This window comes from Pseudoalteromonas sp. KG3 (assembly GCF_030436385.1).
Lineage (GTDB): Bacteria > Pseudomonadota > Gammaproteobacteria > Enterobacterales > Alteromonadaceae > Pseudoalteromonas > Pseudoalteromonas prydzensis.
This window is the reverse complement of sequence record NZ_CP098523.1, coordinates 2,942,272-2,968,159: the sequence shown is the minus strand read 5'-3', so window position 1 is coordinate 2,968,159 and position 25,888 is coordinate 2,942,272. Positions and strand designations below refer to the sequence as shown.

At 41.7% G+C, this 25,888-nt stretch carries 23 protein-coding genes; 14 read left to right on the top strand and 9 right to left on the bottom strand.

Annotated features, from left to right (window positions below):
- The first annotated feature begins 218 nt into the window (after positions 1-218).
- Together NDQ71_RS14060 and NDQ71_RS14055 are read left to right on the top strand one after the other, a co-directional pair.
- Positions 219-611, top strand: coding sequence for a cytochrome c5 family protein (locus tag NDQ71_RS14060; protein WP_064667343.1), 393 nt, complete (start codon positions 219-221; stop codon positions 609-611).
- Positions 612-804: 193 nt separating this feature from the next.
- Positions 805-3,378, top strand: a complete 2,574-nt coding sequence (locus NDQ71_RS14055; RefSeq protein WP_192541304.1) for a diguanylate cyclase — start codon at positions 805-807, stop codon at positions 3,376-3,378.
- A gap of 12 nt (positions 3,379-3,390) precedes the next feature.
- On the opposite strand, the gene rep is transcribed toward NDQ71_RS14055, so the two are convergent.
- A complete protein-coding gene (gene rep, locus NDQ71_RS14050) occupies positions 3,391-5,409 on the bottom strand; it encodes a DNA helicase Rep (RefSeq protein ID WP_064667341.1) in 2,019 nt (672 codons plus the stop codon).
- Positions 5,410-5,521: 112 nt separating this feature from the next.
- Here rep and NDQ71_RS14045 point away from each other — a divergent pair, with 112 nt between their 5' ends.
- From NDQ71_RS14045 to NDQ71_RS14030, 4 genes are all read left to right on the top strand, one after another.
- On the top strand, positions 5,522-5,791 hold the full coding sequence (locus NDQ71_RS14045) for an accessory factor UbiK family protein (RefSeq protein WP_192541305.1): 270 nt from the start codon (positions 5,522-5,524) through the stop codon (positions 5,789-5,791).
- A 128-nt stretch (positions 5,792-5,919) separates the two neighbouring features.
- Positions 5,920-6,126 (top strand): ParD-like family protein, encoded by a 207-nt coding sequence (locus NDQ71_RS14040; RefSeq protein ID WP_064667339.1) that lies wholly within the window; start codon positions 5,920-5,922, stop codon positions 6,124-6,126.
- Positions 6,119-6,904 carry a type I methionyl aminopeptidase gene (gene map, locus NDQ71_RS14035; protein ID WP_192541306.1) on the top strand — a complete coding sequence of 262 codons (786 nt, stop codon included), beginning with the start codon at positions 6,119-6,121 and terminating at the stop codon, positions 6,902-6,904. Before NDQ71_RS14040 ends, map begins: the two co-directional genes overlap by 8 nt.
- 14 nt (positions 6,905-6,918) lie before the next feature.
- Positions 6,919-7,719: a response regulator transcription factor gene (locus NDQ71_RS14030; protein ID WP_192541307.1), complete on the top strand. Its 801-nt coding sequence runs from the start codon at positions 6,919-6,921 to the stop codon at positions 7,717-7,719.
- Between the two features lie 60 nt (positions 7,720-7,779).
- On the opposite strand, the gene can is transcribed toward NDQ71_RS14030, so the two are convergent.
- The 7 genes from can to ilvG all read right to left on the bottom strand — a co-directional run bounded on the left by can (position 7,780) and on the right by ilvG (position 16,231).
- Complete coding sequence (gene can / locus NDQ71_RS14025) at positions 7,780-8,442, bottom strand: carbonate dehydratase (RefSeq protein WP_064667336.1); 663 nt, start codon at positions 8,440-8,442, stop codon at positions 7,780-7,782.
- Positions 8,442-9,635 (bottom strand): methyltransferase, encoded by a 1,194-nt coding sequence (locus NDQ71_RS14020; RefSeq protein ID WP_192541308.1) that lies wholly within the window; start codon positions 9,633-9,635, stop codon positions 8,442-8,444. The genes can and NDQ71_RS14020 overlap by 1 nt, the downstream gene beginning before the upstream one ends.
- 33 nt (positions 9,636-9,668) lie before the next feature.
- Positions 9,669-10,655 (bottom strand): ABC transporter substrate-binding protein, encoded by a 987-nt coding sequence (locus NDQ71_RS14015; RefSeq protein WP_192541309.1) that lies wholly within the window; start codon positions 10,653-10,655, stop codon positions 9,669-9,671.
- Positions 10,656-10,821: 166 nt separating this feature from the next.
- Positions 10,822-12,372 carry a threonine ammonia-lyase, biosynthetic gene (gene ilvA / locus NDQ71_RS14010; protein ID WP_064667333.1) on the bottom strand — a complete coding sequence of 517 codons (1,551 nt, stop codon included), beginning with the start codon at positions 12,370-12,372 and terminating at the stop codon, positions 10,822-10,824.
- Between the two features lie 2 nt (positions 12,373-12,374).
- Positions 12,375-14,231: a dihydroxy-acid dehydratase gene (gene ilvD, locus NDQ71_RS14005; protein ID WP_064667332.1), complete on the bottom strand. Its 1,857-nt coding sequence runs from the start codon at positions 14,229-14,231 to the stop codon at positions 12,375-12,377.
- A 111-nt stretch (positions 14,232-14,342) separates the two neighbouring features.
- On the bottom strand, positions 14,343-14,585 hold the full coding sequence (ilvM, locus tag NDQ71_RS14000) for an acetolactate synthase 2 small subunit (RefSeq protein WP_192541310.1): 243 nt from the start codon (positions 14,583-14,585) through the stop codon (positions 14,343-14,345).
- Positions 14,582-16,231: an acetolactate synthase 2 catalytic subunit gene (gene ilvG / locus NDQ71_RS13995; RefSeq protein WP_192541311.1), complete on the bottom strand. Its 1,650-nt coding sequence runs from the start codon at positions 16,229-16,231 to the stop codon at positions 14,582-14,584. Before ilvG ends, ilvM begins: the two co-directional genes overlap by 4 nt.
- A gap of 567 nt (positions 16,232-16,798) precedes the next feature.
- Here ilvG and NDQ71_RS13990 point away from each other — a divergent pair.
- The 8 genes from NDQ71_RS13990 (at position 16,799) to NDQ71_RS13955 (ending at position 24,871) form a co-directional block, all read left to right on the top strand.
- Positions 16,799-18,466, top strand: coding sequence for a phosphoethanolamine transferase (locus tag NDQ71_RS13990; RefSeq protein ID WP_192541312.1), 1,668 nt, complete (start codon positions 16,799-16,801; stop codon positions 18,464-18,466).
- Positions 18,459-18,833 (top strand): diacylglycerol kinase, encoded by a 375-nt coding sequence (locus NDQ71_RS13985; RefSeq protein ID WP_192541313.1) that lies wholly within the window; start codon positions 18,459-18,461, stop codon positions 18,831-18,833. The genes NDQ71_RS13990 and NDQ71_RS13985 overlap by 8 nt, the downstream gene beginning before the upstream one ends.
- A complete protein-coding gene (locus tag NDQ71_RS13980) occupies positions 18,824-20,788 on the top strand; it encodes an LTA synthase family protein (RefSeq protein ID WP_192541314.1) in 1,965 nt (654 codons plus the stop codon). The genes NDQ71_RS13985 and NDQ71_RS13980 overlap by 10 nt, the downstream gene beginning before the upstream one ends.
- Before the next feature lie 54 nt (positions 20,789-20,842).
- Positions 20,843-21,517 (top strand): response regulator transcription factor, encoded by a 675-nt coding sequence (locus tag NDQ71_RS13975; protein WP_192541315.1) that lies wholly within the window; start codon positions 20,843-20,845, stop codon positions 21,515-21,517.
- Entirely contained in the window at positions 21,498-22,931 is a 1,434-nt protein-coding gene (locus tag NDQ71_RS13970) for a sensor histidine kinase KdpD (protein ID WP_192541316.1), read from the top strand. The genes NDQ71_RS13975 and NDQ71_RS13970 overlap by 20 nt, the downstream gene beginning before the upstream one ends.
- 46 nt (positions 22,932-22,977) lie before the next feature.
- The gene (locus tag NDQ71_RS13965) at positions 22,978-23,856 is read left to right on the top strand and encodes a TraB/GumN family protein (protein WP_192541317.1); all 879 of its coding nucleotides are present in this window, start codon (positions 22,978-22,980) and stop codon (positions 23,854-23,856) included.
- Between the two features lie 482 nt (positions 23,857-24,338).
- Entirely contained in the window at positions 24,339-24,578 is a 240-nt protein-coding gene (locus NDQ71_RS13960; protein ID WP_192541318.1) for a type II toxin-antitoxin system ParD family antitoxin, read from the top strand.
- Positions 24,578-24,871, top strand: a complete 294-nt coding sequence (locus NDQ71_RS13955) for a type II toxin-antitoxin system RelE/ParE family toxin (RefSeq protein WP_192541319.1) — start codon at positions 24,578-24,580, stop codon at positions 24,869-24,871. Before NDQ71_RS13960 ends, NDQ71_RS13955 begins: the two co-directional genes overlap by 1 nt.
- A 320-nt stretch (positions 24,872-25,191) precedes the next feature.
- Here NDQ71_RS13955 and NDQ71_RS13950 read toward each other — a convergent pair whose 3' ends face one another.
- Complete coding sequence (locus NDQ71_RS13950) at positions 25,192-25,500, bottom strand: hypothetical protein (RefSeq protein ID WP_192541320.1); 309 nt, start codon at positions 25,498-25,500, stop codon at positions 25,192-25,194.
- Between the last annotated feature and the right edge of the window lie 388 nt (positions 25,501-25,888).

The following is a 25,888-nucleotide window of genomic DNA, read 5'->3' as shown; positions in this document are numbered from 1 at the left end:
AGTGCCTGTGAAACGCCCATCGGGTTGGTTTAAAAGCGATTTATACTGCGTTATTGATTTTAACAAGGGAACAACCATTATTTGCAATCAATGCCTTCTCTAAATCGCTTTTAATTCCAACTGAAACTCGCATCTTGGGGTAGTTTGGGTATATAATCGTTCTAAATTCCGTCATCTATCGTGATTGATCACGTTCAAATCGAAGTGAGCAAGGCAAAATGAAAAAACTATCAGCTGCATTATTATTGCTAGCAACCACCGCATACGCACAGCCATATGATAACTCTATGACTGAAGATGCAATCAAAAAACGTATCGCACCGATTGGTGCCGTTTACTTTGAAGGCGATAAAGCAGCCGTTGCTGACGTGCCAACAGGTCCTCGCACTGGTGAACAAGTTTACCAAGCTGCATGTTTTGCTTGTCATGGTACTGGCGCACTCGGTGCACCAAAGTCAGCTGATGACTGGGCTCCTCGCTTGGCTAAAGGCGCAGATACTCTTTTAAATCATGCAATTAACGGTTTTAATGCGATGCCTCCTAAAGGTACATGTATGGATTGTTCAGATGATGAGCTACAAGCAGCCATTGATTTCATGAGCAAAAAGTAATACTTAATACTGTACTACATTTTTATAAAGGCTGATTTTAATCAGCCTTTTTTATTATTGAAATAAGCAAGCCCCTACCTTTATCATTATTTATTATTATGCTTTTCTAATACTATTGTCCGCTTGACGATTAGCCGAAAAAGTGAAAATATAAGTCCAATAAATATACAATAATAAAAATCGGTTACTGTCATTGGAAGATATAGCGGCCTTATTACATAAGCTAGAGCATAAAAATAATCGTTTAAAAGCTTTAGTCCAAAAGTATAAGCAATCACACCACTTACAAAATGCCCTGATACAATTATCAGAGCAGGCCAGCTCTGTTGCCGAATTAACGCTACTTTACCCCGCTATTCACGATATTTTGCAAGATTACGTACCCAGTAAAAGCTTTTACGTGGTGCTATTGAATCAATTTAGTAACACGCTCGAACTATCTTACTTTGCTGATGAAAAAGATGGTATTTCAGTACCCCTTAATCAAGATCACAACTTTATCCAAGGCGTTACTGGCTATGTGTTTAAACAAGGCAAAACCACCTATTTCCAGGGTGAAGAGATGCAAGCCGCCGCAGATAAAGGATTATTTAAGCTACTTGGCACACCAGCGGAACATTGGGTGGGTGTACCGGTATACCGAGAGCAAAGTATTATTGGTGTATTAGCTGCCCAAAGTTACGATAAAGAGCAGTGTTATTCTGAGCAACAAATTGAGCTTCTAGAAGTAATGTCGTTATATTTATCGACAGCGATTGAGCGGGTAAAAAAACGCGAACTACTAGAGTCAGAAGTAAAAATTAGGACCCGTGCCTTAACACAAAGTAATGAAGCACTTAATCTTGAAGTAGAGCAACATAAAAAAACCTTAGCACGGCAGCATATTCTGTTTAAAATCTCAGAGTTAGCAACGCAAACAAAGCACATTGATGAAGTTTACCAACAAGTACACGAAATAATAAAATCAATAACTTATGCTAAAAACCTCTATATAGCCCTGTACGATAAAGAAACCGGTTGGTTAAACTTCCCTTATTGTGTGGATGAATTTAACGAAAATACCAAGCCACGCCCTTTCGCTAAAGGCTACAGTGAGCTGGTATTACGTACCGAGCAAACCCAATTAATAGACTCAGCCCGGGCAGATAAACTACGTAAGTCTGGCGAAGTAGAACGCCCAGATAACTGCGCTGACTTACACTCAGCTACCAGTTGGTTAGGTGCACCACTGAAAACAGCGCAAGGTGTTATTGGCCTAATTACCTGCCAAGCATATAATAATAACCATGTTTTTGATCAAGACGATTTTGAACTGATCACCTTTGTTTCGCATCAGATTGCCACCGTTTTACAAGCTCATTTAGCCGCACAAGCCTTAAAACAAAGTCACCAACAGTTAGAACACCGGGTTGCTGAAAAAACCAAAGAAATTCGTCAAACCAATATGCATTTACAAATGCAAATTGAAGAGCGGAAAAAAATCGAGCAACAGCTATATCACGATGCTCATCATGATCCGCTAACGGGGTTGCCTAATCGTAGTTTATTTTTAACGCAGCTAGAAAAAACCTTACAACATTATCAACGCTACCCGGAACAACAGTTTGCGGTACTGTTTATCGATTTAGATAAGTTTAAGGATATTAACGATCAACTAGGGCACCAAGCAGGTGATCAATTTTTAATTGGTGTTAGTGAGTCATTTTCGCAGTGTATCCGTGAGCATGATTTACTGGCGCGCTTAGGGGGCGATGAATTTGTTATTCTATTAACCCACTTAACCTATCGTCAGCAAGCTGAAGATGTGGCTAAACGCTTAATTGAATTAATGAAAAAGCCATTTTGTATGAAAGGAATTTGTGTACAAAGCGGTGCCAGCGTAGGTATCACCTACTCTAAAACAAGCTATAAACATACCGATGAAATTATCCGTGACGCTGATGCTGCTATGTATTATGCAAAAAATGCAGGCCGTAGCCGCTTTGAGTTTTATCACCCATTACTCAGCGCCGGTACCAGCCCTTATGAATTAGAGACCAGCCATCATTTAGACTCGTTACCAATGCACTTTCGCTGCTCTGAGATCATCACTCTTGACGAGCAACATCAACCAGAATCATTACTGGAAGCGTTTGGTGAACACCCGGTACTTGGTAGCACCAGTTTTGAAGTATTAAAGAAATTTGCCGCTGATAAAGCACAACAGCTCGAAGTTGAATTGCAGTTACTAACGAAGGCCTGCCAACAGATCCACACCGCACAATTGGACAAGGTGTTGTTTCCTTGCTCTGGTTTGTTACTCGAAAAAATAGAGTTTCAAGCGTTATGCCAAACAATGCAAAGCCACAATATAAAAAAACAAATTTGTTTATTATTTAATGAGCAAGAGATCCGCTACGCTTCAGCGGTACAAATTAGTAATTTAAAAATGCTCAATGAGCGAGGTTACTCGATTGGTTTAAATGATTTTGCCAAAGATCGTTGTGAACTTAATTTACTTTGCGAGCTTAACTTTGATTATTTACTACTTAGCTCTACGTTTAGCAAACGGGTATTACAACAAAAAAGCTTTGATTTACAACTGCAAGGTGTACTTGCAATTACTAAAATAAAACAGGTTAAAGTAATCGCAAAAGGCCCATCAATTCTCAACTTTAGATCCTTGCTCGACACTCATGGTTTATTGTTATTTATTGGCAAGCAGCATGCGCTAAATAACACCTCTGCCAGGTCAGTAGACTCCACAGTCGAGCAACTATTAAATTAAGCCACAAGCCAGTTACTCTGGCTTTTTCAACATCGCACGAAGATTAGCAACCCTCGCTTGGCCTTTTTCCATCCGTTCAGCTTGGGTGTTTGGCGCTTTTTTATTTTCAAAAGCCAAATCATCTTGCGGTAGCTCTTGTACAAATCGGCTTAACTCGGTTTGTGAGGTTTCACCAAATTGGCGACGAATTTTCGCATAGGTCATGGTCAACTCTTGCTGCGCGCGGGTAATACCTACATAAGCCAAGCGACGCTCTTCATCAACGTTTTCTTCATCAATACTCACTTGATGCGGCAATAGGCCCTCTTCCATACCAACCATAAACACATAAGGGTATTCCAAGCCTTTCGATGCGTGTAACGTGAGTAATTGCACGGCATCGGCTTCATCTTCTTCCTCGTTGCGCTCAAGCATGTCACGCAGGGTAAGTTTGCTGACCACTTCGGCGAGCGTGAGTGGTGGATTATCAGCATCCCCAGTAAGCATATCGGTGATCCAGCGATATAACTCAGACACATTCTTCATGCGCATTTCTGCGGCTTTAGCGCTGGGCGATGATTCATATAAATAAGCTTCATAATTGATTTGCCTTACTAAGTCTTTTACCGCTTCAAGGGTGTCGCCACGTACCGCATTATCTGACAGCTCAACCACCCAACGGGCAAAGCCTGCCAACGAATTTAAGCCACGCCCTTTTAAGCGATAACCTAAGTCATTATCAAAGCAAGTGGCAAATAAACTGGCATGTTTTTCATTCGCTAAAGTCCCCAGCTTTTCAAGGGTCACGGTGCCAATCTCACGGCGCGGTGTATTAACAATACGTAAGAACGCGTTATCATCATCTTGATTCACTAATAGGCGTAAATACGCCATGATATCTTTAATTTCAGAGCGTGAAAAAAACGAGGTGCCACCACTAATTTTGTAAGGAATACGGTTGCTCATCAATGATTTTTCAAAACCACGCGCTTGATGATTACCGCGGTACAAAATAGCGTAATCTTTATAGCTTGTGCGCTTCATAAACTTATGCGAGATGATCTCAGCTACAACCCGCTCAGACTCGTGTTCTTCATCACGACAGCCAATCACTTTGATTGGCTCACCATAACCCAGTTCACTGAATAGCTTTTTCTCGAATTCATGAGGATTATTAGCAATCAAAATATTAGCAGCTTTTAGAATGCGCCCAGCGCTGCGGTAGTTTTGCTCCAGCTTAATTAGTCGCAGGCCCGGAAAATCTTTACTCAACAACACTAAGTTTTGTGGTCGTGCGCCGCGCCATGAATAAATTGATTGGTCGTCATCACCTACCACAGTAAAGCGAGCTCGCTCACCCACAAGCAACTTAACTAATTGATATTGGCTGGTATTGGTATCTTGATATTCATCCACCAGCAAATAGCGAAACCGTTGCTGCCAACGCTCACGAGAGGTGGCATTAGTGGTGAGTAATATTGTTGGGATCATGATCAGATCATCAAAATCCAGAGCATTATAAGCACGTAGCTGGGTTTGATAACGGGCATATAACTGTGCAAATAACGCTTTCTGTGGCTCACGGGCTTCGCGGATCGCTTGCTCAGGCAAAATCAGCTCATTCTTCCAACTGCCGATTTGCATTTTTAACAGGTTAAGCAGATCTTTGTCTTTTTTAAGCTCGTCTTCTGTTAGATCAGCCAATAATTGGTTGGTGTCTTGATCATCAAACAGTGAAAAACCAGCTTTAAAGCCCAGTGTTTTAAGCTCTTTTTTAATGATCTCCAGCCCTAGGGTATGAAACGTAGAAACCCACAGACCTTTTGATTCTTGCTTACCTAAGGTTTGCATTACCCGTTCACGCATCTCTTTTGCGGCTTTATTGGTAAAGGTAACAGCAGCGATATTACGAGCTTGATACTCACATTTCTGTACTAAGTAAGCGATTTTATTAGTAATTACACGGGTTTTACCTGAGCCCGCCCCTGCTAATACTAGGCATGGGCCACTAATATATTTTACCGCTTCATCTTGTTTAGGATTGAGTTTCATATCGACCAAAGAGATTGCATAAAGACGGGCAATTTTAACGTAATCACTACAATACGCCTAGCCAATAAGGTAATATTAGCTATTATCATTTTAGCGACAGTAAGGGACGAACATGATCAACCCAGCAAAGATTGAAGAAATAGCCAAACAGATTTCAAGTAATATGCCACAAGGCGTTAAAAACCTTGCAGATACGTTTGAAGCAAAAACCAAACAGGCGATTCAAAACAAGCTTGCTGAGATGGACTTTGTCAGCCGCGAAGAGTTTGATGTACAAAGCCAAGTGCTTATACGTACCCGTGAAAAGCTCACTGAGCTTGAAGCTAAAGTCGCGCTACTTGAGCAACAGCTGGTTGCTAACAATGGCGATGATGCACAATAAGTGATTACACATATATCATTAGAAGGCAGCTAAATTAGCTGCCTTTTTTATTGCCTGCGACAACGCTAACTTGCATTCATAGCCAGATGAGCATACGATTCATATACGTTTTATATATAGGCAGTGTTATGGGTATCGTAAAAATTAGCGACCAACTCCACGAAGAAATACGCAAAGCCAGTACCACTATGGTGCGTTCAATCAATTCGCAATCTGAATACTGGATAAAAATTGGCATGTTAGCCGAGCTTAACCCAACCATGACTTACGCCGAAATCATTAAACAACAACTCTCACAAGCAGATGTGCAAGTTGGAGAGCCTATTCATGAGTGAAATCATTATCAAAACACCTGCACAAATCGCTTTAATGCGTGAGTCAGGCCGATTACTTGCACAAGTGTTTGCCTATTTAGACGAGCAAGTAAAAATCGGTATCACCACTATGGAAATTAATGATTTAGTGGAGCGCTATATTGTTGATGAACTCGCCTCACGCCCAGCTAGTAAAGGCCAATACGATTATCCTTATGTATTAAACAGTTCAGTTAATGAAGTAGTCTGCCATGGGTTTCCAGATCCTAAGCGAATATTAAAATCAGGCGATATTGTTAATATCGATATTACCCTTGAGAAAAATGGTTACATCGCCGATTCCAGCAAAATGTATATGCTTGGTGAAGTGTCTCCACTAGCAAAGCGCTTGGTTGATAAAACCTATGAAGCGATGTGGCAAGGTATCAAGATGGTTAAACCAGGGGTGAGACTCGGTGATATTGGCAATGCCATCGCAAACTTTGCTCATAGCAATGGTTACAGCGTGGTGCGTGAATATTGTGGCCATGGTATTGGCGAGCAAATGCATGAAGAGCCACAAGTTTTGCACTATGGTAAGCGCAATACTGGGGTTGAACTCAAAACAGGCATGACCTTTACCATTGAACCTATGATCAACCAAGGTGCTGCAAAAATAAAAACCAAACCCGATGGTTGGACTGTGGTTACCCGAGATAAAAAGCTCTCTGCTCAGTGGGAACATACGATAGCAGTGACTGCTGATGGCTTTGAAGTGCTCACTTTACGCGCCGAAGAAAGCGCGATGCTCACAACCTAAACAAGGTTAAATGTATGGCCATTTTATTGTTAAATGATCCATTACCTCATTTGCAGTTTCAAAAGTTTTCACCTGATCAGCGCTTAGCTGATTGGGTGCAATGCTATTGGAAAATTGGTTCGCAAAATACGCAAACCGCACAGCTATTTAAGGAAAAACTTTACCCAGATGCCGGTGCAAGCCTCACCATTGATTTCAGCCAAACAACGCCGGTAATTACATTTGCCTTTAATCGTCATACTCAGGCACACACTTTTAGTACCTTAGATACTTTGCTGAGTGTTCGCTTCGCACCTTCAGGGGCTTATCACTTATTAGGCCTAACCTTACACGAATTAACTGAAGCAAATTATCTACTCGGCCACGATTTCACTCCACGTTGGTATAGCAGTTTACTGGCATGTGTTGAAAAGATGCAAAATAGTCCATTAATGAGCCAACTGTACTTACTTGAACAATGGTTACTTAATCAAGCGATGGGTCAGCAATTAGCCAAAAACAGTACACTAAAAGTCATCAAGCAACTTATTCAGCTTAATAACTCTACAACCGTTGTCAGTAAAAAGCTTGGGCTAACACGGCGAACGCTTGAGCGTCGCTTAAAAAAAGAAGCGGGGGTGAGTCCTGCTCGACTACAGCAGTTTTATCGACTGAAAACCGCACGTAGTCTGCTCGCTGAGAGCCAAATACCAGTGACCGCTATTGCATTACAATGTGGATATTATGATCACGCTCACTTTTGTCACGCATTTCATCGTTTTACCTTCGAAACACCGCAGCAGTATCGTAACCGAAAAGCAGCAAATCAGCTCTGAATGCCTAGCAAACTAGCATCGCCTTTTGTGCTCATGCTAGTTCACTAACAAAATAATCGACTACTTTTCTCCAACGTAGCGATCAAATACTTTTAGGGCTGCACTCTTGTAAGTATCAGTTACTTCATCGGCACACGTCACCACTGATTCTAGATCATTTAAGTGACCGTTAGCTAAACCGTATACCCAGCCATGAATAGTCAACTCTTGGCCACGTTGCCATGCTTCTTGCACAATATTGGTACGACACACATTGCGCACTTGCTCAATGACATTAAGCTCAATCAAGCTATTAAGGCGATCTTTCTCTGCTAGGGCATCTATTTTTGCAATGTATTTTTCTTTTACATCACCAACATGGCGCAACCAGTTATCGATCAGGCCAAATTTAGCATCATTTAAGACCGCTTGCACACCACCACAGCCATAGTGACCCACAACCATAATATGCTTTACTTTTAACACTTCAACAGCGTACTGCATCACTGATAAACAGTTGTGGTCGGTATGTACTACTACATTTGCCACGTTACGGTGAACAAACAGCTCACCTGGCATTAAATCAACGATTTCATTGGCCGGTACGCGAGAATCTGAACAACCAATCCATAGATATTCTGGGTTTTGTTGCATTGACAGAATTTTAAAAAATTCTGGATCATCTTTACACGTGCGCTCAGCCCAACGTTTATTATTTTCGAATAAATTTTTTAATTTTCTCATTACATCTCTTTTCTATCTTTGACGGTAGCTTGGATCAAAATATTGCGCGGTGTTAATTGCTTTTCACAAAACGTCTGCACATTGACTTGATAACCTTGTTGTTGCAAATATAAAGCACGATCGAGCACAAGCCAAACTTCTATTGCCCTTCTAAACACATGACGGACCAGTTCAATACGCTCAGTTACTTTTTTGCGCATTTCCCCTTTAGTCAAAAAGTAATCATAATCAATATCTTGTGGTATTTCCAAGGCCTTTTTATCTGCAGCCCATGCACAAAAAGCTTTAAATGAATCTGAAAAGATTGCTTTGTTAACAGAGGGCACGCTGACATAGTGTGATTCGCCAGTGAGGGTTTTGCGCAGTGCATCAAAACCCAGCCGCCATTGCACTTCGGTTTTACGTACTTTATCAACCCGAGAGGGGGCCGTTACGGTCTCTTGCAATGCCAATTTTAAATCACGGTGTGTTAACTTGAGCTTACTGTGCTGCGCAACTGCACTCATCGCTTGATAGTCATTGTCAGTAAACAAGTGATAACAACATGGCGATAAACTAATCTTTTCTGTTTGTGCACTAACAGCATTACTCATAAAGGCTTGATGCAGTGCACCACAAGCATGCAGTGCGACCGCATGTTGTGTTTGTTGAAAGTACTTAGCAACATCATCTTTTAGCACATCGGCTTGGCTAAAGCGCATGGCCAGTCCTTGTTGCTGAGCACTTTGCTGACCCTGCTCACAGAGATGTTGTTGTAACTCGATACTGTGAACGCTAGGTGCACGATTAAATACCAACATGCGCCCCAAGTGGCCTTTCCCTGCACACCATTCTAATACTGGTAAGTTTGATTCTTCACCCAGCGCACCGACAAAGTCTTGTAGTTGGGTGAACTTGCGACCCTTAATGCCGTTGCTGATCCAAAATGGATATTCAATACGCGTCGCAATGGTTTGAGGTAACTCACATAAAGCGGCTAAATTATTTACGTCAGCAATATACGGGCTAAAAAATTGATACAGCAGATGCTGTTCACTATCGAGCTCAGCAACCTGTTGGTCGCTTAAAGCCGCTAAGGCTTGCTCTAATTCAGGCCAAGGTAGTTGATCAAAATCGAATGCGGTGCACTGCCAATATTGGCGAGTGCGGTGTAATAAGTTATCTAGGGCTGTAAACTGCTCAGCAAGGCTCATAGGATGTTAGCGATGGTCAAATGCGTTTCGCCATTATACGCTTTTTCTTAGCATCAAGCGCAAATAAAGTGGAATGGATAATAAACTAATAATAATTGCACTAATGAGCATCCATGATATTTTAATCTCTTCTGGTTCAGCATAATGATAAATAAAACCAGCTTGCGCTTGATTAAATGCACTTTGTTCAATTGCGTATAAATCTGCAATCAATCGCCATTTAGCTATCGACATGGCGCCTAAATTGGTTCCGGCCGGTAGAATATAATCACTTAGTACCTCGGCTTCATAGCCAAGCTGAGCAAAACTTTTTTGCGGTGCGTAATCATGCTGAGTCAAAGCAATGGCTTCGTCCATGTGCATCATAGCGTAACGCCAACCTTTTAAACTGGCCTGATAGAAAGCCTCCACGGTTTGTGGCTGCTGAGCGAGCATATTTTCAGTGGTATAAAGAATATCACTATAAACATTGATGCCGTATTTCTGTGGGCAAATAAGCCGATGATCAATACCTTGCTCGCGCATCATATACGGTTCGTTAGTAACATATACTTGCATCGCATCAATAGTTCCTGTTAACCAATCAGCGCTGCTAGTATCACTGCCATAGGCAGTCAAATTATCCGTGTGAACACCACTTCGCTCTAGCATCACTAGTAACTCGGCATTTTCTTTACGGCTAATGCTGCTGATGCGCTTATTAGCAAAATCTCGAGGATGAAAAATATCAGAACTTTTTTTGACCATCCAACAATAAGGTGAAAACTGTAAAATAGCCGCCATTGCCACCAGTGGTTTACCGGCAATACGCTGCTGTAAAATACCAGAATGCCCCACTCCAAACTGAGCTTGCCCCGCCAGCACTTTAGAAAAGGTATCTGGATTGTCAGGATCTGCGGGTAAAATAGTAACGTTTAATCCGGCGTCTTGATAAAAGCCTTGTTGCTGAGCCATATAATAACCAGCAAATTGAAATTGATGCGTCCACTTTAATTGTAAGGTGACGTCGGTAGTTGCCATACTTTGTTTACAAAGCACTGCAAATACAAGGCATAACCCTAGTTTTAGTCCTTTAAATCTCAATGTACACTCTGACTAGTTTATAAGTTTGCTATAACTATAGATAATATATTGAATTTACTAAAGCAATGAAAAAAGCACCTCAATTGAGGTGCTTTGGATATATTTAATTATTAGCCGCTTTAGCCCTATCAATAGGGCTTTGGGTCGTTAAAAATTGGGTAAAACACGGATTATGTGTTTCATCTTGTACGCTATAGCCCAAACGATTTAAGTGCTCGTTAAATACCTCATACTGATTTGCCTCAATCGCAAACCCAGCTAATACATTGCCCATCGAACCACCATGGTTGCGATAATGGAATAACGTAATATTCCAATTGCTGCCTAAGGTATCTAAAAAGCGCGCGAGTGCGCCTGGGTATTCAGGAAACTCAAAGCGTAATAACCGTTCATGAAGCTGCTCTGGCGCTTTGCCACCGACCATATATCGCACGTGTAGCTTAGCCAGTTCGTTATCAGACAAATCACAAAATTGATAACCATTAGTGGTTAAATCGGCTTTGAGCTCATCTAACTCTTGCTGACCTTGGCGCAGCGCAATACCAACAAAAATCTGTGCTTCACCAGGGCCTGCATAGCGATAATTAAACTCTGTGATTGCACGGCCACCTAACGAAGCACAAAACTGCTTAAAGCTACCTTTTTCTTCGTTAATAGTGACCGCAAACAGGGCTTCGTTTTTCTCACCCAGCGCAGTACGCTCTGCCACATAACGTAAACGGTCAAAGTTTAAATTAGCACCTGATAAAACTGCCGCTAAATGCAGCCCTTTCAGGCCACTTTGTTGGCTCCATTTTTTCAGTCCTGCGGTTGCAAGCGCACCAGAAGGCTCAGCTATAGCACGGGTTGAAACAAAGATATCTTGCATCGCAGCACAAATTTCATCGCCTGTGACCGTGACCACTTCGTCACAAAATTTTTGCGCTAAGCGAAAGGTTTCTTTACCGATAATCTTTACCGCAACACCATCCGCAAAGCTGCCAACCCGCTCCAGCTCAACCGGTTTACCCGCTTCAAGGGCTGCTTGTAAGCAGGCGCTTTCGTCTGCTTCTACGCCAATCACTTTAATATCGGGGCGTAATGACTTGATATACACCGCCATACCAGCGAGTAAACCGCCGCCGCCAACCGGAATAAATACCGCATCGAGCTGGTTAAGTTGCTGCATTAGTTCACGAGCAACAGTGCCTTGACCTACAATCACATCTGGGTCATCAAAGGGTGGTACAAATACGCCATTGCGCTGTTCAGTCAGTTCTAGTGCATGCGCTTTAGCGGCATCAAAATGATGGCCATGTAATACCACTTCACCACCGAGTGCACGTACTGCACTGACTTTTATTTCAGGTGTAGTGACCGGCATGACGATAGTCGCTTGATGACCTAAATGTGAGGCGCTTAGCGCCACGCCTTGGGCATGATTACCAGCAGATGCGGTTATCACCACAGAACCTTTTGGTAACTTAGCCAGTTTGTTATAAGCACCCCGTAACTTAAATGAATAAACGGGCTGCTGATCTTCACGCTTTAACCACACTTGATTACCAAGGCGTGCACTGAGTTCAGCCATTTCGCTAACCTCAGTCACTTTTGCCAGTGGTTCCATATTGGCTTGGATAATAGCGCGAAAATAATCGAGCTCTTGAGAAACCATAATTAGCTAAGCTCCTCCAGTTTGGCTAGATCACGAACCGCGCCTTTATCGGCACTAGTTGCAAGTAGCGCATACGCTTTTAGCGCAGATGACACATAACGCTCACGGTTAAGCGGTTTATACGCTTGCTTACCGCGGGCTAGCTGCTTTTGCTTACGTGCTTCAAGCTCATCATCTGTTAGTGCTAACGTAATTTCACGAGTGGCAATGTCGATAATAATTTTATCGCCGTTTTCAACATAGGCAATGGCGCCGCCGCTGGCAGCTTCAGGTGAGACGTGACCAATTGATAAACCTGACGTACCACCCGAGAAGCGACCATCGGTGATCAAGGCACATTTTTCAGCCAAGCCTTTTGATTTTAAGTAACTGGTTGGGTAAAGCATTTCTTGCATACCCGGGCCGCCTTTAGGGCCTTCGTAGCGAATAACCACGATGTCACCGGCTTTTACTTCATCATTTAAGATACCTTCAACTGAATCATCTTGCGATTCATACACCACGGCGGTGCCTTCAAAGTGTAGCATTTCATCAACTACACCCGCACTTTTTACAATACAGCCATCAACCGCTAAGTTGCCCGATAATACCGCTAAGCCACCATCTTGGCGAAATGCATGTTCAACGCTTCGGATACAGCCATTTTCACGGTCATTGTCGCCTTCATCCCAACGGCACGATTGACTCATTGCTTTGGTGGTACGAATGCCTGCAGGGCCTGCACGATAAAACGTTTGTGCAGCTTCGTTGTTTGGATCAGTAGCATCCCATTTTTTAACCAGCTCAGCCATCGTCATACCGGCAACATGGTTTACCGACATATCAACTAAGCCCGCTTTACCCAGTTCGCGTATAATCGCCATCATGCCACCAGCACGGTGTACATCTTCAATATGGTATTGCGCAGTTGCAGGCGCTACTTTACACAGGAATGGTGTTTTACGAGATAACGCATCAATGTGCGACATATCAAAATCAACACCGGCTTCTTGCGCAGCTGCAAGTAAATGCAATACGGTATTTGACGAGCCACCCATAGCAATATCAACGACCATGGCATTCATAAAGGCTGTTTTATTGGCAATGGCGCGTGGTAGTACGTCTTTATTATCTTTTTGGTAATACTCACGACATAAATCAACAATGCGTGCACCGGCTTCAACATACAACTGTTTGCGGTCTTTATGAGTCGCAAGCGTAGTACCGTTACCCGGTAGTGCTAGGCCAATTGCCTCTAATAAACAGTTCATTGAATTGGCGGTAAACATACCAGAACATGAACCACAGGTTGGGCATGCTGAGCGTTCAACTTGCTCTGAATCAGCATCACTTACCGACTCATCTGCACCTTTTACCATTGCATCGACTAAATCAAGTTTGATATCGATATTGGCAAGCTTAGTTTTACCTGCTTCCATCGGGCCGCCTGACACAAAGATCACTGGAATATCTAAACGTAGTGCCGCAAGCATCATCCCAGGGGTGATTTTATCGCAGTTAGAAATACAGATCATCGCATCGGCGCAGTGACCATTAACCATGTATTCAACCGAGTCGGCGATTAAGTCGCGCGATGGTAATGAATACAACATACCGCCGTGGCCCATGGCGATGCCATCATCAATGGCGATGGTATTAAATTCTTTTGGCACACCACCGGCTTCAGTGATGGTTTCAGCCATGAGCTCACTAAGTTGATTAAGATGCACATGCCCCGGTACAAATTGTGTGAACGAGTTTACAACCGCAATAATTGGTTTACCAAAATCAGTATCTGTCATCCCTGTTGCACGCCATAATGCACGAGCACCTGCGCGCTTTCGACCTTCAGTTGTAGTTGCACTTCTTAATTTAGCCATAGTTACCTCAGTATTTTGCAGCGATTAATAAACCGCTGACATCCTCATTCTTAAATTTTTATCGCTAAAGGGAAATCCCAATAGCCCTGTTGATTTATTTTCTACAGCAAACTACATTGCTTGCTGGTGTAAATTCTCTAATGTGACATGCCTAACATCCACCAACTTATTAAGCTGTGTAGTTAATAAGTGAATCGGTTTATCACTATCGACTGTCATAGCTACTTGGTACTGGCCATCATCCATATTCAGTTGAAAATGGGTTAAATCAAAACCGCGATGACGAACTACGCGTAAAAAGCGCTCCACGGCAACACTTTGATTTTTTAAAGCAACTGTTAAGCTGTGTTTCATTTTGCACTCTCCGTCATCATTTCATCATTGGCAGCACCCGGTGGTACTAATGGCCATACGTTTTCTTTATCATCTATACATGCATGTACTATATAAGGACCGGTACTGTTAACCAATGCAGTGATAGCATCATCAACTTGGTTTGCATGAGTAATTGTTTGCCCAGGTATTCCAAACACCGCGGCTAATTGCACAAAGTCTGGGTTATCCGATAAATCAGTTTCAGAATAACGCCCTTCAAAAAACAATTCTTGCCATTGGCGAACCATGCCCAAACGCTGGTTATCTAAAATTAATATTTTTACCGGTAAATTGTTACGACGAATCGTCGCTAATTCTTGAATATTCATCATGATTGAGCCATCACCTGAAACCGTGATCACAAAATCATTTGGTCGCGCAACTTGTGCACCTATCGCCGCAGGCAAACCAAAGCCCATAGTGCCCGCACCACCGCTACTTAAATGATTGCTTGGGTGGCTAAACTTCATATGCTGCGCTACCCACATTTGGTGTTGGCCTACATCACAACAAACCACGCCATTTTTCGGCATACGTTGGCTAAGCTGATTTAATAAATACGGTGCAAATACTTTTTCACCAGGGTAATCATAACGCCATGCATGTTCAGTCATCATCGCTTTGGTATGCGCTAACCAAGCTTGCTCAGTAACAAAACACTCAAGCTGAGGTAATGAACTTTTTAAGTCTGCAATCAACGAAGCTTTAGCCGGTTTACGTTTACCTACCTCTGCTGCATCGATATCTAAATGAATTACTTTTGCTTTGGCTGCAAACTTACTTAAGTTACCCGTTACCCGGTCGTCAAAGCGGGCACCTATACATACTAGTACATCACACTCTTGTACCGCTAAATTTGCAGCTTGGCCGCCATGCATGCCCAGCATGCCTAAATTGTATTCGTAATCAGGTAATACACTGCCTAACGCTTTTAATGTTGATACTGCTGGCATTTGCGTTTTATCTAAAAACTGCATTAACTGCTGTTGGGCATCGGCCGCTTGTACACCGCCACCAACATAAGCCACTGGGCGTTTCGCTTCACTTAATAACTGATTAGCAATGGCGACTTGATTTAAATCTAACTGAGGTAAGTAATCGTCAGCTGCAAGCCAAGGATGAAAAGGCACTTGCGCCATTTGAATGTCTTTTGGGATATCAACTAAAACAGGACCCGGACGGCCACTTTGCGCCAAGTGCATGGCTTCTTGTAGGATTTCGGCTAAATCTTCAGGACGTTCAACCATATAACTGTGTTTAGTACACGACAATGACATGCCTAGTACATCGATTTCTTGAAACGCGTCAGAGCCGATTGCTGCAGTAGGTACTTGCCCGGTGATCGCCAGTAATGGTACTGAGTCCATCATCGCATCAGCAAGTGCGGTGATTAAGTTAGTCGCACCAGGCCCTGATGTTGCAAAACAGACTCCTAATTTACCGGTGCTACGCGCAAAGCCAACCGCCGCAAATCCTGCACCTTGCTCATGACGAGTGAGGTAGTGCTTAACTGGCGCACCATACAGCGCATCGTAAATTGGCATGATGGCCCCACCTGGGTAACCAAAAACTTCATTTACGCCGTGTTTGGCTAATAAATCAATCGTTAACTCTGCGCCTGTCATTAATAAATCCTCATTCCTCAGTGACATATCTAAACTTAATAACTCATTCTAAACCCTGAAACTAAAAAGCCCCCCGGACTGTTAAGTGCGGGGGGCTTTTTCAATGCTTCTCTTTTTTAAAGCACTAACAAGCCCCCGCGGTAATAATAATCACCACGACGTTAATTAGGACTAGGTTTAGTGCATTTGTAAGCATGTAATCAATACCAAAAATTTGTTTGTTCGCGTGAGGGTTATTTACTTCCCTCGCTGTCTTTTTCTATTAGTACCGCGATGAGGGGGTTAAGTCAACCTTAAAATCAATCCAATTTTCATATAAACACCAGCCTTTAAAGGCATAAAAATCCAACATAACCACACAAATAGATTAATTTTTCTCATATGCGAAACAATTGATATTTCATACCTCGTTATAACCAATTAGCGGTTTGATTAATTTTTGACGAACTCGCGATAAATTATTCTATTTAAATGCCACCACTCAGGAAATGCCTAGTTACTCTTCAGTATTTCTTAAGTTTCGGCTCATATCATCTGGCCACTAAGTTAGATATGAGTTGTTAATTTATGGTCGTCACTGAATTTCTCCGAGCGGGTTTGAAAAAGCGTTTTTATATTACCTGTAGTGCTAACGTATTTATTATCGCCCTTGCAAGTTACTACTGCTTAATTATTAATATTCCATTTATGCAAGGTGCCTTTACGGCCATCACCACCTTGCCGGCTTTTTCTTGGTTATTTTTACTCTCGGTGCCGTTACTACTACTGTGCTTGTTGATCATTTTTTTCTCTTTGTTGTCGAGCCGATGGTTACTCAAACCCGTAAATTACATCTTATTGCTGTGCTCTTGCTTAGTTTTATACGGCACTTTAAATTACGGAGTGGTGTTTGATTACTCAATGATCCAAAACACCTTTGAGACCGACAGCCAAGAAGCTATCAGCTATCTCAATCCACAATTTCTACTATTTTTCACCTTATTCACCCTGCTGCCATTACTGATTTTAGTTAAAACCAAGGTACGGTTTGGCCCTGTTTCCCAAGAGATATTGAGCCGTAGTAAATTATTACTTGGCTGCTTTGCTTTAATCGCGGTTATTATCCTGAATTTTTATGCCGACTACGCAGCAACGGGACGTAACAATCAGCTGTTAAAAAAAGAGTTAATTCCGTTTCAATATTTAAGTAGTGGCTATAAGTATATTCGCGATCAATGGTTAGTGACTGCTGAGCCATTTCAAATACTCGATCCCACACCAACCCTAATTGCCCCCACACAAACACAAGTCACAGTAATTGTTGTTGGTGAAACAGCCCGTGCCGCTAATTTTGCATACCAAAGTTATAAGCGCGACACCAATCGTTACACGCGCCCTTTTAATGTGACCTACCTCAGTAATGTTGCCTCTTGTGGCACTGCAACAGCAGTATCTGTGCCTTGTATGTTTTCATTGCAACAGCACGAAAACTTTTCACGTAGTGAAGCTGACAATCAACAAAATATCCTCGATATCGCCCAACAAGCTGGCGCTGATGTGCTGTGGATAGACAATAACAGTGGTTGTAAGAATGCCTGCAACCGTATCGAAACTATTACTATTACCCCTGATAATTCAGCGCTGTGCACAAAAGAGCCTTGTTATGACGAAGCTTTACTCGCGCCGCTGAAACGTAAGCTCGCTAATTTGAGCCAAGCAAATACGGTAATTGTATTGCATATGATGGGATCCCATGGGCCTACTTATTTTCAGCGTTATCCCGAGCAGTTTAAACAATTCACTCCCACCTGTGATCGCAGCGATATTCAAAACTGTAGTTCTGAGCAACTAGTTAACACCTACGACAACACTATTGCCTACAGCGACTACGTCAACAGCCAAGTCCTTCAGCAACTTGCAGAGTTACCTGACAGCATAGACAAAAACTTTATTTATGTGTCAGATCACGGCGAATCTCTGGGTGAAAATGGCGCTTATTTACATGGTTTTCCATACAGTTTTGCCCCTTCAGAGCAAACTCATGTGCCCTTGTATATGTGGGCTGCAAAAAACAATCAACGCATCAATGAAAGCTGCTTACGCACACTCGATCTGCAACAAGCCAGCTCGCACGACAATATTTTTCACACTTTAGCCAATCTGATCGGCCTCAAAAGCAGCCGCTATGAAGCCTCTTTAGATTTACTAAGCACTTGTAAAGCAAACAATAACAAAGCGAATACTCACCATGAATAACTCAAAAACAGTACTCAAACGCCAAGGGCTGATGCGTCTTATATTCACCTTACGCCATACATTCAATGGCTTAAAATGGATGACCCGCTTTGAAGCGGCATTTCAGCAAGAACTTGCAGTATTTCTAGTGCTCGGCGTGTTTGCCTGGCTTCAGGATATTACTACTAGCAATAAGCTCATTTTAATTGCCAGTTTGCTATTTGTATTATTTGCCGAGTTGGTAAATACCGCTGTTGAAGTGGTAGTTGATCGTATTAGCACAGAGCACCATGAGTTATCTGGCTTAGCTAAAGACATTGCCTCTGCTAGCGTATTTATCGCAATGCTGATTAGTGCTCTGATTTGGTGGGCTATCTTATGGGCATAACGCAACAACTCAGCCTACACCAATTAAAAACTAAACTTGGTCCATATTGGCTGTTACTGGCCTTTTTTAGCCTATCTCTTATGATGCTTACACTGGCTCGTTTTGGCTTAAGTGTGTGGCAAGGTGAGCGAGTATTTAGCTCTCATGCCTGGCTTAATATCTTTGTCGGTGGCTTACGTGTTGATATATCAACATTAAGTTATATTCTTATGCCCGCATTATTGTTGCTGATTGTAGCTTCCGTGTTGGGTAAACAAAATATGACTCGCACAGTAATAAAATACTACCTGCTGATAATGACCGCATTGCTGATCTTTTTTGAGGTGATCACCCCTACTTTTATCAGCGAATACGATCTACGTCCTAATCGATTGTTTATTGAGTATTTAATTTATCCTAAGGAAGTGTCAAAGATGATTTTTTCAGGCTATAAAACTGAAATCATCTGTACCTTCATCCTACTGGGGTTAGGTATCAAAGCCGCAGCAATGGTGTTTGCCTCTCAATGGCACAGCCGTACTCAACTATCACCCCTCAAGCATAGTGTATTGGTTATTTCGTTATTATGTTTAACGGTTTTAGGAGCGCGCAACTCTTTTGGCCATCGCCCTTTAAACCCAGCGATGGTGGCATTTTCTACGGATCACCTACTTAATGATCTTAGCCTCAACTCTTTCTATAGCGTTGCTTTTGCGATTAAGCAGCTCAGTAATGAAAAATCTAGTCAGGACTTTTATGGCGCTATGCCAGAAGAACAATTGCTAAGTACAGTACGCAAAAGTATGCAGCTGCAAAACGCAGTGTTTAATGATAGCAGCGCGCCTACTAAAACCTTTCGCCAAGCAACGCACCAAGGAAAAACCAAAAACCTCGTCATTATTTTGCAAGAGAGCTTAGGTGCCCGTTATGTTGGAGCATTGGGTGGCCTGCCATTAACGCCTAATATAGATAAACTTTATCAACAAGGTTGGGGGTTTGATAACTTATACGCGACGGGCACGCGTTCAGTGCGCGGTATTGAAGCGGTTATTACTGGGTTCACACCAACCCCTTCACGCGCAGTGGTAAAGCTCGATAAATCACAACGGGATTTCTTTACGATTGCCGATTTTCTTGCCAAGCAAAACTATCACACCCAATTTATCTACGGTGGTGAAAGTCATTTTGATAATATGCAAAGCTTCTTTTTAGGTAATGGTTTTCAAGAAATTGTTGATAGTGATGACTTTGCGAATATTGATTTTAACGGCTCTTGGGGCGCGTCAGATGAAGATTTATACACCCAAGCGGATATCGAGCTCACTAAACTACAACAACAAGGTAAACCGTTTTTCAGTTTAGTGTTTTCAAGCTCTAACCATAGCCCATATGAATTCCCTGATAATAAAATTGCCCTTTACGACAATGACAAACAAACTCGTAATAATGCAGCAAAATACGCAGATTATGCACTCGGTAGCTTTATCGAAAAGGCAAAAAAATCAACTTACTGGGACGACACCGTATTTATTGTTATTGCCGATCATGACTCACGAGTCTCCGGTGCGAGTTTAGTGCCTATTGACCACTTTCGGATTCCTGCGGTGATCTTTGGTAAAGACATTCCAGCAAAACGCGACCACCAGCTTGCCAGTCAACTTGATATTCCTGCCACCCTGTTATCATTGATCGGTGCCAGTGGCGAGCATCCAATGATTGGTCGCGATCTATCAAAGCCCATCGCTCCACAGCAACAACGTGCCATGATGCAATACGATAAAAACTTTGCGTACATTCAGGCAAATGGTGAACAAGGCAATAAGGTAGTAATTTTACAGCCACATAAAGCTGCTACAACTTATATCTATAATCAACATCAACTGATCCCATCAGCAAACGACGAAGCGCTTGTGCAAACAGCCCTTGGCCATGCTAATTTTGGTAATATAGCCTACCAAAACGGTTGGTATCATTAATTGCTAAGCCTTGCTAAAGTAGCAAGGCTTATGGTTTGTTATAAAGTAAACATCATGAAGATACTGATCATTGAAGATTCTGAACCACTTAGACGCAGCTTAGATGTAGGCCTCAATAATCTCGGTTTTACTGTCGATAGTAGCGGTGATGGCTCGCATGGTTTAAGCATGGCACTCAGCGGTGATTATGATCTAATTATTCTTGATTTAATGCTGCCAAGTGTCGATGGCATGAGCATACTCAAAGCACTACGCAGCACTTCAAGTCAAACTCGGGTGCTTATTTTGTCAGCACGCTCAAAAGCACAAGATAAAATTTCAGGCTTAATGACAGGCGCTGATGATTACCTAACAAAACCGTTTTCATTTGAAGAATTACACGCTCGCGTATTAGCACTTTCTCGCCGTGGTCAGCTGCACAGCCAACAAAATACCTTATCAGTTGCTGATTGCGTATTAGATTTGAGCTTAAAAACGCTGCATTATCAACAGCAACCAGTCAACCTGACCCGTAATGAATATAAAATTATTGAGTGCTTGTTCAGCGCCAAAGGGCGAGTAATGGGGCTTGAAATGATCAGTGAAGCCGTTGTTGGCCAATTTGATATGCTCTCAAAGAACGCTCTCGAAGCACACATTTCCGCAGTCCGGAAAAAAGTGCGTCAACTCGGTGGCGAGCTACCTATCAAAAACAAACGTGGATTCGGTTATGTTGCCTCACAAGACTAAGCTCCATTCAATCAAACGTAAGCTGGTAAATAATATTACAGCTGTTATTTCACTGATCTTAGTTACTATTTTTTTAACGGTCGATCTAAGCGTCGACTCTTGGGTAGAAAACCAATTTAATAAATCATTAACTAACAAAGCTAATTATTTAAAAACCCTAGTAAAAGATCATGCTGGCAAGCTTGAATTTGATTTTGCTGGCGAATTTATGTCTGAATACGAGCAAGCCAATCCCAGCGAGTTTTATCAGCTTTGGCATGAACAACACACTTTTGAAAAGTCAGATTCGCTACAGCTCTACCCCGGTGTTGATTTGCCTAATATAGATATTGCCGTTAATGAATTTAGAATTATTGATTACAGCTTGCCAAATGGCGAAGCTGGGCGTGCAATGATCAGCCATTTTATTGCCCAACAAGCAGACGACAATACAGCTGACAGTGGCCATTTTAATACCATGGTATTAACCATTGCCGCCCCAACCGCAGCACTGAATAAAGTGTTGATCATTATTGATGTAGTGTTTGTTCTTACCTGTATTATTGCAGTGTTTGGCGTGCGCTATTTAGTCATCCGCATAGTCAATCGCGACCTGTATCCACTGAATAACCTAAACGAACAAATTAAACAGCTGGATATCACCGAAACAGCACAGATCATTAACAGTGATTTTAAAGTAGAAGAAATTGAGCCAATCCGTAATGAACTCAATAAATTTATTACTACTAATCAACAGCTTTACCAAAACGAAAAACGCCTCACCAGTGATATAGCCCATGAATTAAAAACACCGATTGCGGAACTAATTAGCCTTTCAGAAGTGGCGCTACGTTACCCCAATGACGAGCGAATTAGCGCCACTTATACCAGTGATATACTGGCTATTTCACAGCGCATGAAAACCATAGTTAATAACCTGCTTTTATTACAACGCGCGGGTAGCAGTGCCATTGAGCTGACTATTGAGAAACTCAATTTAAGTGCTTTTATTAACAATATCAGTAATGAATTACAGTTTAAGCACCCAGATATTGAACAACGATTACAACTCGACATTGCCGAAGATTTGCTTGTTAACGTTGATAAGTTTTGCTTGCACACTATCTTATCTAACTTACTCGATAACGCATTATTTTATGGTGAACGCCAACACAGCGTTAATTTGCAGGTAACACAAGCCAGTGACAAAACAATAATTACACTTTGTAATACCCTCGCAACACCATTAAGTGGGCAACAACTTGAAGCGATTTTTGATCCGCTCTATCAATTAGATAGTTCTCGAACCAATAACCAACGCCACGGCTTAGGATTGGCGATAGTAAAGAGTTTATGTAACCTAAATAACTTTACTATCAGAGCTGAGAATAAAGCAGATTCTCGTTTAGCATTAATTTTAACATTACCCAATTAAGATAATTGGTTTAGTATGGATATATACCCAAACAATAAGGACAATTATGAATCTCACTCAGCGTATTAGCAGTTACTTTATTTTATCGCTTTTACTGTGTATTAGTTTTGCCAGTCATAGCGAACCGGGACTTTGGAAAATCGAAAAAAATGGCGTTAACAGCTATTTATTTGGCACCGTACATGTGGGCGATGCCAGTATGAAAGGCCTGCCAGGGAAAGTCACCAAAGCCATTGATGCCAGTGATAAAGTGATTGTTGAAGTAGATATCAGTGCAATTAGCCCGATGGAAATACAGCGCCGCTCTCTGCCATTTATGATGCTAAAAAACGGTAAAACCCTACAAAGCGAATTATCAGAGCAGAACTACGCCAAATTAAAAGAATACTTCAGCAAAAAGTCGATAGATATCGCAATGTTTAATAATCTCGCCCCGTGGGCGGTGATGGTAACCATGATGCAAATGGAATTTCAAAACGTGGGGTTTTCTGATCAAACCGGCATTGATAAACAAGTACTCGCCTACGCTAAAGAGAAAAAAATAGCGGTTGGTGAATTAGAAACCCTTGAGTATCAAATGGAAATGTTTAATCACCTCTCGTTATTAAGCAACGAGATGATTGAAGAAACGTTTGAACAGCTTGCCGACGTAGAAACCTACTTTATTACCTTAGTGGATGCGTGGAAAAATGGCGATATGGCTACGCTAACGAAGTACTACAATGAAAGCTTTGACGACAGCAACTATGGCGAGATCAGCGAACAAGTAATGCTTATTGAACGTAACAATAACTGGGTAAAAGAACTCACGCCACGCATCGGTAAAGAAAAGCTATTTATCGCCGTAGGCGCCCTGCACTTACCAGAGCAACACGGTTTATTAAAACAATTTAACGAGCAAGGTTTTACAGTAACTCGCCTGTGATCACTCGCCAATAAACAATTCACCCGCTTGGTTAGTAATAGCCAAGCGTCACGGTTTTCTGCTCTTCCCTCATTTACTTCTCATTACCTTCTCTTTGTGCAAAAAAATTAGTGAATTATTCACAAAGAGGCTGAGGTTGGCGTAGGTCGTGCTTTAGCGCGTCACTTCCAATAGCTAATAGATTCTCGCCATAAATGACGACCTACAGGATGAATAATCAGGCTTTGTGTCCCATGGATTCAGCTCAATGAATCTGTTGTTCTTCCCTCATTTACTGCTCATTCCCTTCTCTTTGTGCAAAAAATTTAGTGAATTATTCACACGCTCCCACAAAACCAGCGCTTGGCTAAGTGGCAAGATAATAGCTGGCTAAAACTGGTGAGGTACGAGAAAAAACCAACTGTTTTTTGCCCGTTTAATTGCCTTGATATATTTTTCATACCATAATCCAATATATATTGGTATTTAAAAGGTTTTACATTATGGCTAAGAATACAAGTGTAACATTAGGCGAACATTTCGATAACTTTATAAATCAGCAACTTAACTCAGGTCGTTATGGCTCAGCAAGTGAAGTAGTGCGTGCTGGTTTAAGAGCCCTAGAAGATCAGGAAATAAAGATGATGAATTTACGCAATATGCTAATTGACGGTGAAAACAGTGGCGTTGCGAATTACTCGTATGATTCTTTGATTTCAGAGCTGGACAAAGATAACCACTAATGTCGAAATTCGAATTATCAGGAAAAGCCAAAAGCGATTTAATAAAAATAGCCAAATATACTCAGTTAAATTGGGGTACAGCGCAAAGAAATGACTACTTAAAACTGTTAGATAGTACTTTTCATCAATTAGCCAACGAACCTATGCTGGGAATTAATTGCGATTACATAAGAGAGTGTTATCGAAAACAGCCTCAAGGAAGCCACGTAATTTATTATAAAAAACATAAAGTACAGCAAATTTTAATCGTGAGAATATTACATAAAAGTATGGATGTTAACCGCGCGCTCTGAAAAATATAACGAACCTGTAGCATCACTCGTTTTTAATTTATTTTTATTGATGGTTCAACCATAGCCGAGTTGCTATTTTGCTTAAATCGTTTGATGGTACTCGTGTTGGATTATCGATTATTTAAGCATGCTAATACTAAGCGTTAACCTCCCCTCATTTACTTCTCATTCCCTTCTCTTTGTGCAAAAAAATTTAAGTAAATTATTCACAAAGAGGTTAAGAGACACTGGCTTTAGAGAAATATACAAAAGAAGTATGAGCCACTGCTGCGCCAATAGCGTAAGGACACTGAAATTATAAAAATGGGCGCCTGTTTCCTTTAGAAGTCAATATCAACTCCATCACCTTTACCGCCTAATAAGCCTCTAAATCCCCCCCCTAGTATCCTAAGCAACCAGATTATAAGCTCAATAGGAAACTCAACTATAAGTTCAAGCTTGTCAATTATAGAGCTTTCTGAAACACGCTTACCGCGCTTTTTGCTTGGCCAAACAAGGTAAGTAAAAAGATAAAAGACAAAACCTGCAAACAAGTATGCCCAGTCAAAATGGACAATTAGCATCCCCACTATCAAAAACGTGCCAGCGATAAATCCCAACGTCGCGACGGCTATCCTTATAGATTCCATAGTTAATTAACCTCTCTAGGCTCTAAAATGAAATGACATCCACTTGATTTTTTCATTTAAGATTATGACCAAAAAGCTGACGAGTTTACACAATATACTTTTCAACAATACTTATTTACAGAAAAATTAGTCACAAAGAGATTAGGTAACTAGATCCTGAGATGGGCGTAGGTCGTGCTTTAGCGCGTCAATTCCAATAACTAAAGCTGTCGCCATAAATGACGACCTACATGAGCGCGGCGGATAGCACTTGTAGGCGAGTGACTTGCAAGCGTGAATGCCATCCCATTGTCGCGAGGTAAACTCTGCTACCCGCGCAATTAAAATTTATTCGCAAAGAGGTTAAGAGACGCAGCGCTTTAGAGGAATATATTGGTGACTACTGCGC

Bases quoted from the DNA above. Each gene is read 5' to 3' on its own strand.
- NDQ71_RS14060 (WP_064667343.1), top strand. From the start codon at position 219: ATGAAAAAACTATCAGCTGCATTATTATTGCTAGCAACCACCGCATAC.
- rep (WP_064667341.1), bottom strand. From the start codon at position 5,409: ATGAAACTCAATCCTAAACAAGATGAAGCGGTAAAATATATTAGTGGC.
- NDQ71_RS14045 (WP_192541305.1), top strand. From the start codon at position 5,522: ATGATCAACCCAGCAAAGATTGAAGAAATAGCCAAACAGATTTCAAGT.
- NDQ71_RS14040 (WP_064667339.1), top strand. From the start codon at position 5,920: ATGGGTATCGTAAAAATTAGCGACCAACTCCACGAAGAAATACGCAAA.
- map (WP_192541306.1), top strand. From the start codon at position 6,119: ATGAGTGAAATCATTATCAAAACACCTGCACAAATCGCTTTAATGCGT.
- NDQ71_RS14030 (WP_192541307.1), top strand. From the start codon at position 6,919: ATGGCCATTTTATTGTTAAATGATCCATTACCTCATTTGCAGTTTCAA.
- can (WP_064667336.1), bottom strand. From the start codon at position 8,442: ATGAGAAAATTAAAAAATTTATTCGAAAATAATAAACGTTGGGCTGAG.
- NDQ71_RS14020 (WP_192541308.1), bottom strand. From the start codon at position 9,635: ATGAGCCTTGCTGAGCAGTTTACAGCCCTAGATAACTTATTACACCGC.
- NDQ71_RS14015 (WP_192541309.1), bottom strand. From the start codon at position 10,655: ATGGCAACTACCGACGTCACCTTACAATTAAAGTGGACGCATCAATTT.
- ilvA (WP_064667333.1), bottom strand. From the start codon at position 12,372: ATGGTTTCTCAAGAGCTCGATTATTTTCGCGCTATTATCCAAGCCAAT.
- ilvD (WP_064667332.1), bottom strand. From the start codon at position 14,231: ATGGCTAAATTAAGAAGTGCAACTACAACTGAAGGTCGAAAGCGCGCA.
- ilvM (WP_192541310.1), bottom strand. From the start codon at position 14,585: ATGAAACACAGCTTAACAGTTGCTTTAAAAAATCAAAGTGTTGCCGTG.
- ilvG (WP_192541311.1), bottom strand. From the start codon at position 16,231: ATGACAGGCGCAGAGTTAACGATTGATTTATTAGCCAAACACGGCGTA.
- NDQ71_RS13990 (WP_192541312.1), top strand. From the start codon at position 16,799: ATGGTCGTCACTGAATTTCTCCGAGCGGGTTTGAAAAAGCGTTTTTAT.
- NDQ71_RS13985 (WP_192541313.1), top strand. From the start codon at position 18,459: ATGAATAACTCAAAAACAGTACTCAAACGCCAAGGGCTGATGCGTCTT.
- NDQ71_RS13980 (WP_192541314.1), top strand. From the start codon at position 18,824: ATGGGCATAACGCAACAACTCAGCCTACACCAATTAAAAACTAAACTT.
- NDQ71_RS13975 (WP_192541315.1), top strand. From the start codon at position 20,843: ATGAAGATACTGATCATTGAAGATTCTGAACCACTTAGACGCAGCTTA.
- NDQ71_RS13970 (WP_192541316.1), top strand. From the start codon at position 21,498: ATGTTGCCTCACAAGACTAAGCTCCATTCAATCAAACGTAAGCTGGTA.
- NDQ71_RS13965 (WP_192541317.1), top strand. From the start codon at position 22,978: ATGAATCTCACTCAGCGTATTAGCAGTTACTTTATTTTATCGCTTTTA.
- NDQ71_RS13960 (WP_192541318.1), top strand. From the start codon at position 24,339: ATGGCTAAGAATACAAGTGTAACATTAGGCGAACATTTCGATAACTTT.
- NDQ71_RS13955 (WP_192541319.1), top strand. From the start codon at position 24,578: ATGTCGAAATTCGAATTATCAGGAAAAGCCAAAAGCGATTTAATAAAA.
- NDQ71_RS13950 (WP_192541320.1), bottom strand. From the start codon at position 25,500: ATGGAATCTATAAGGATAGCCGTCGCGACGTTGGGATTTATCGCTGGC.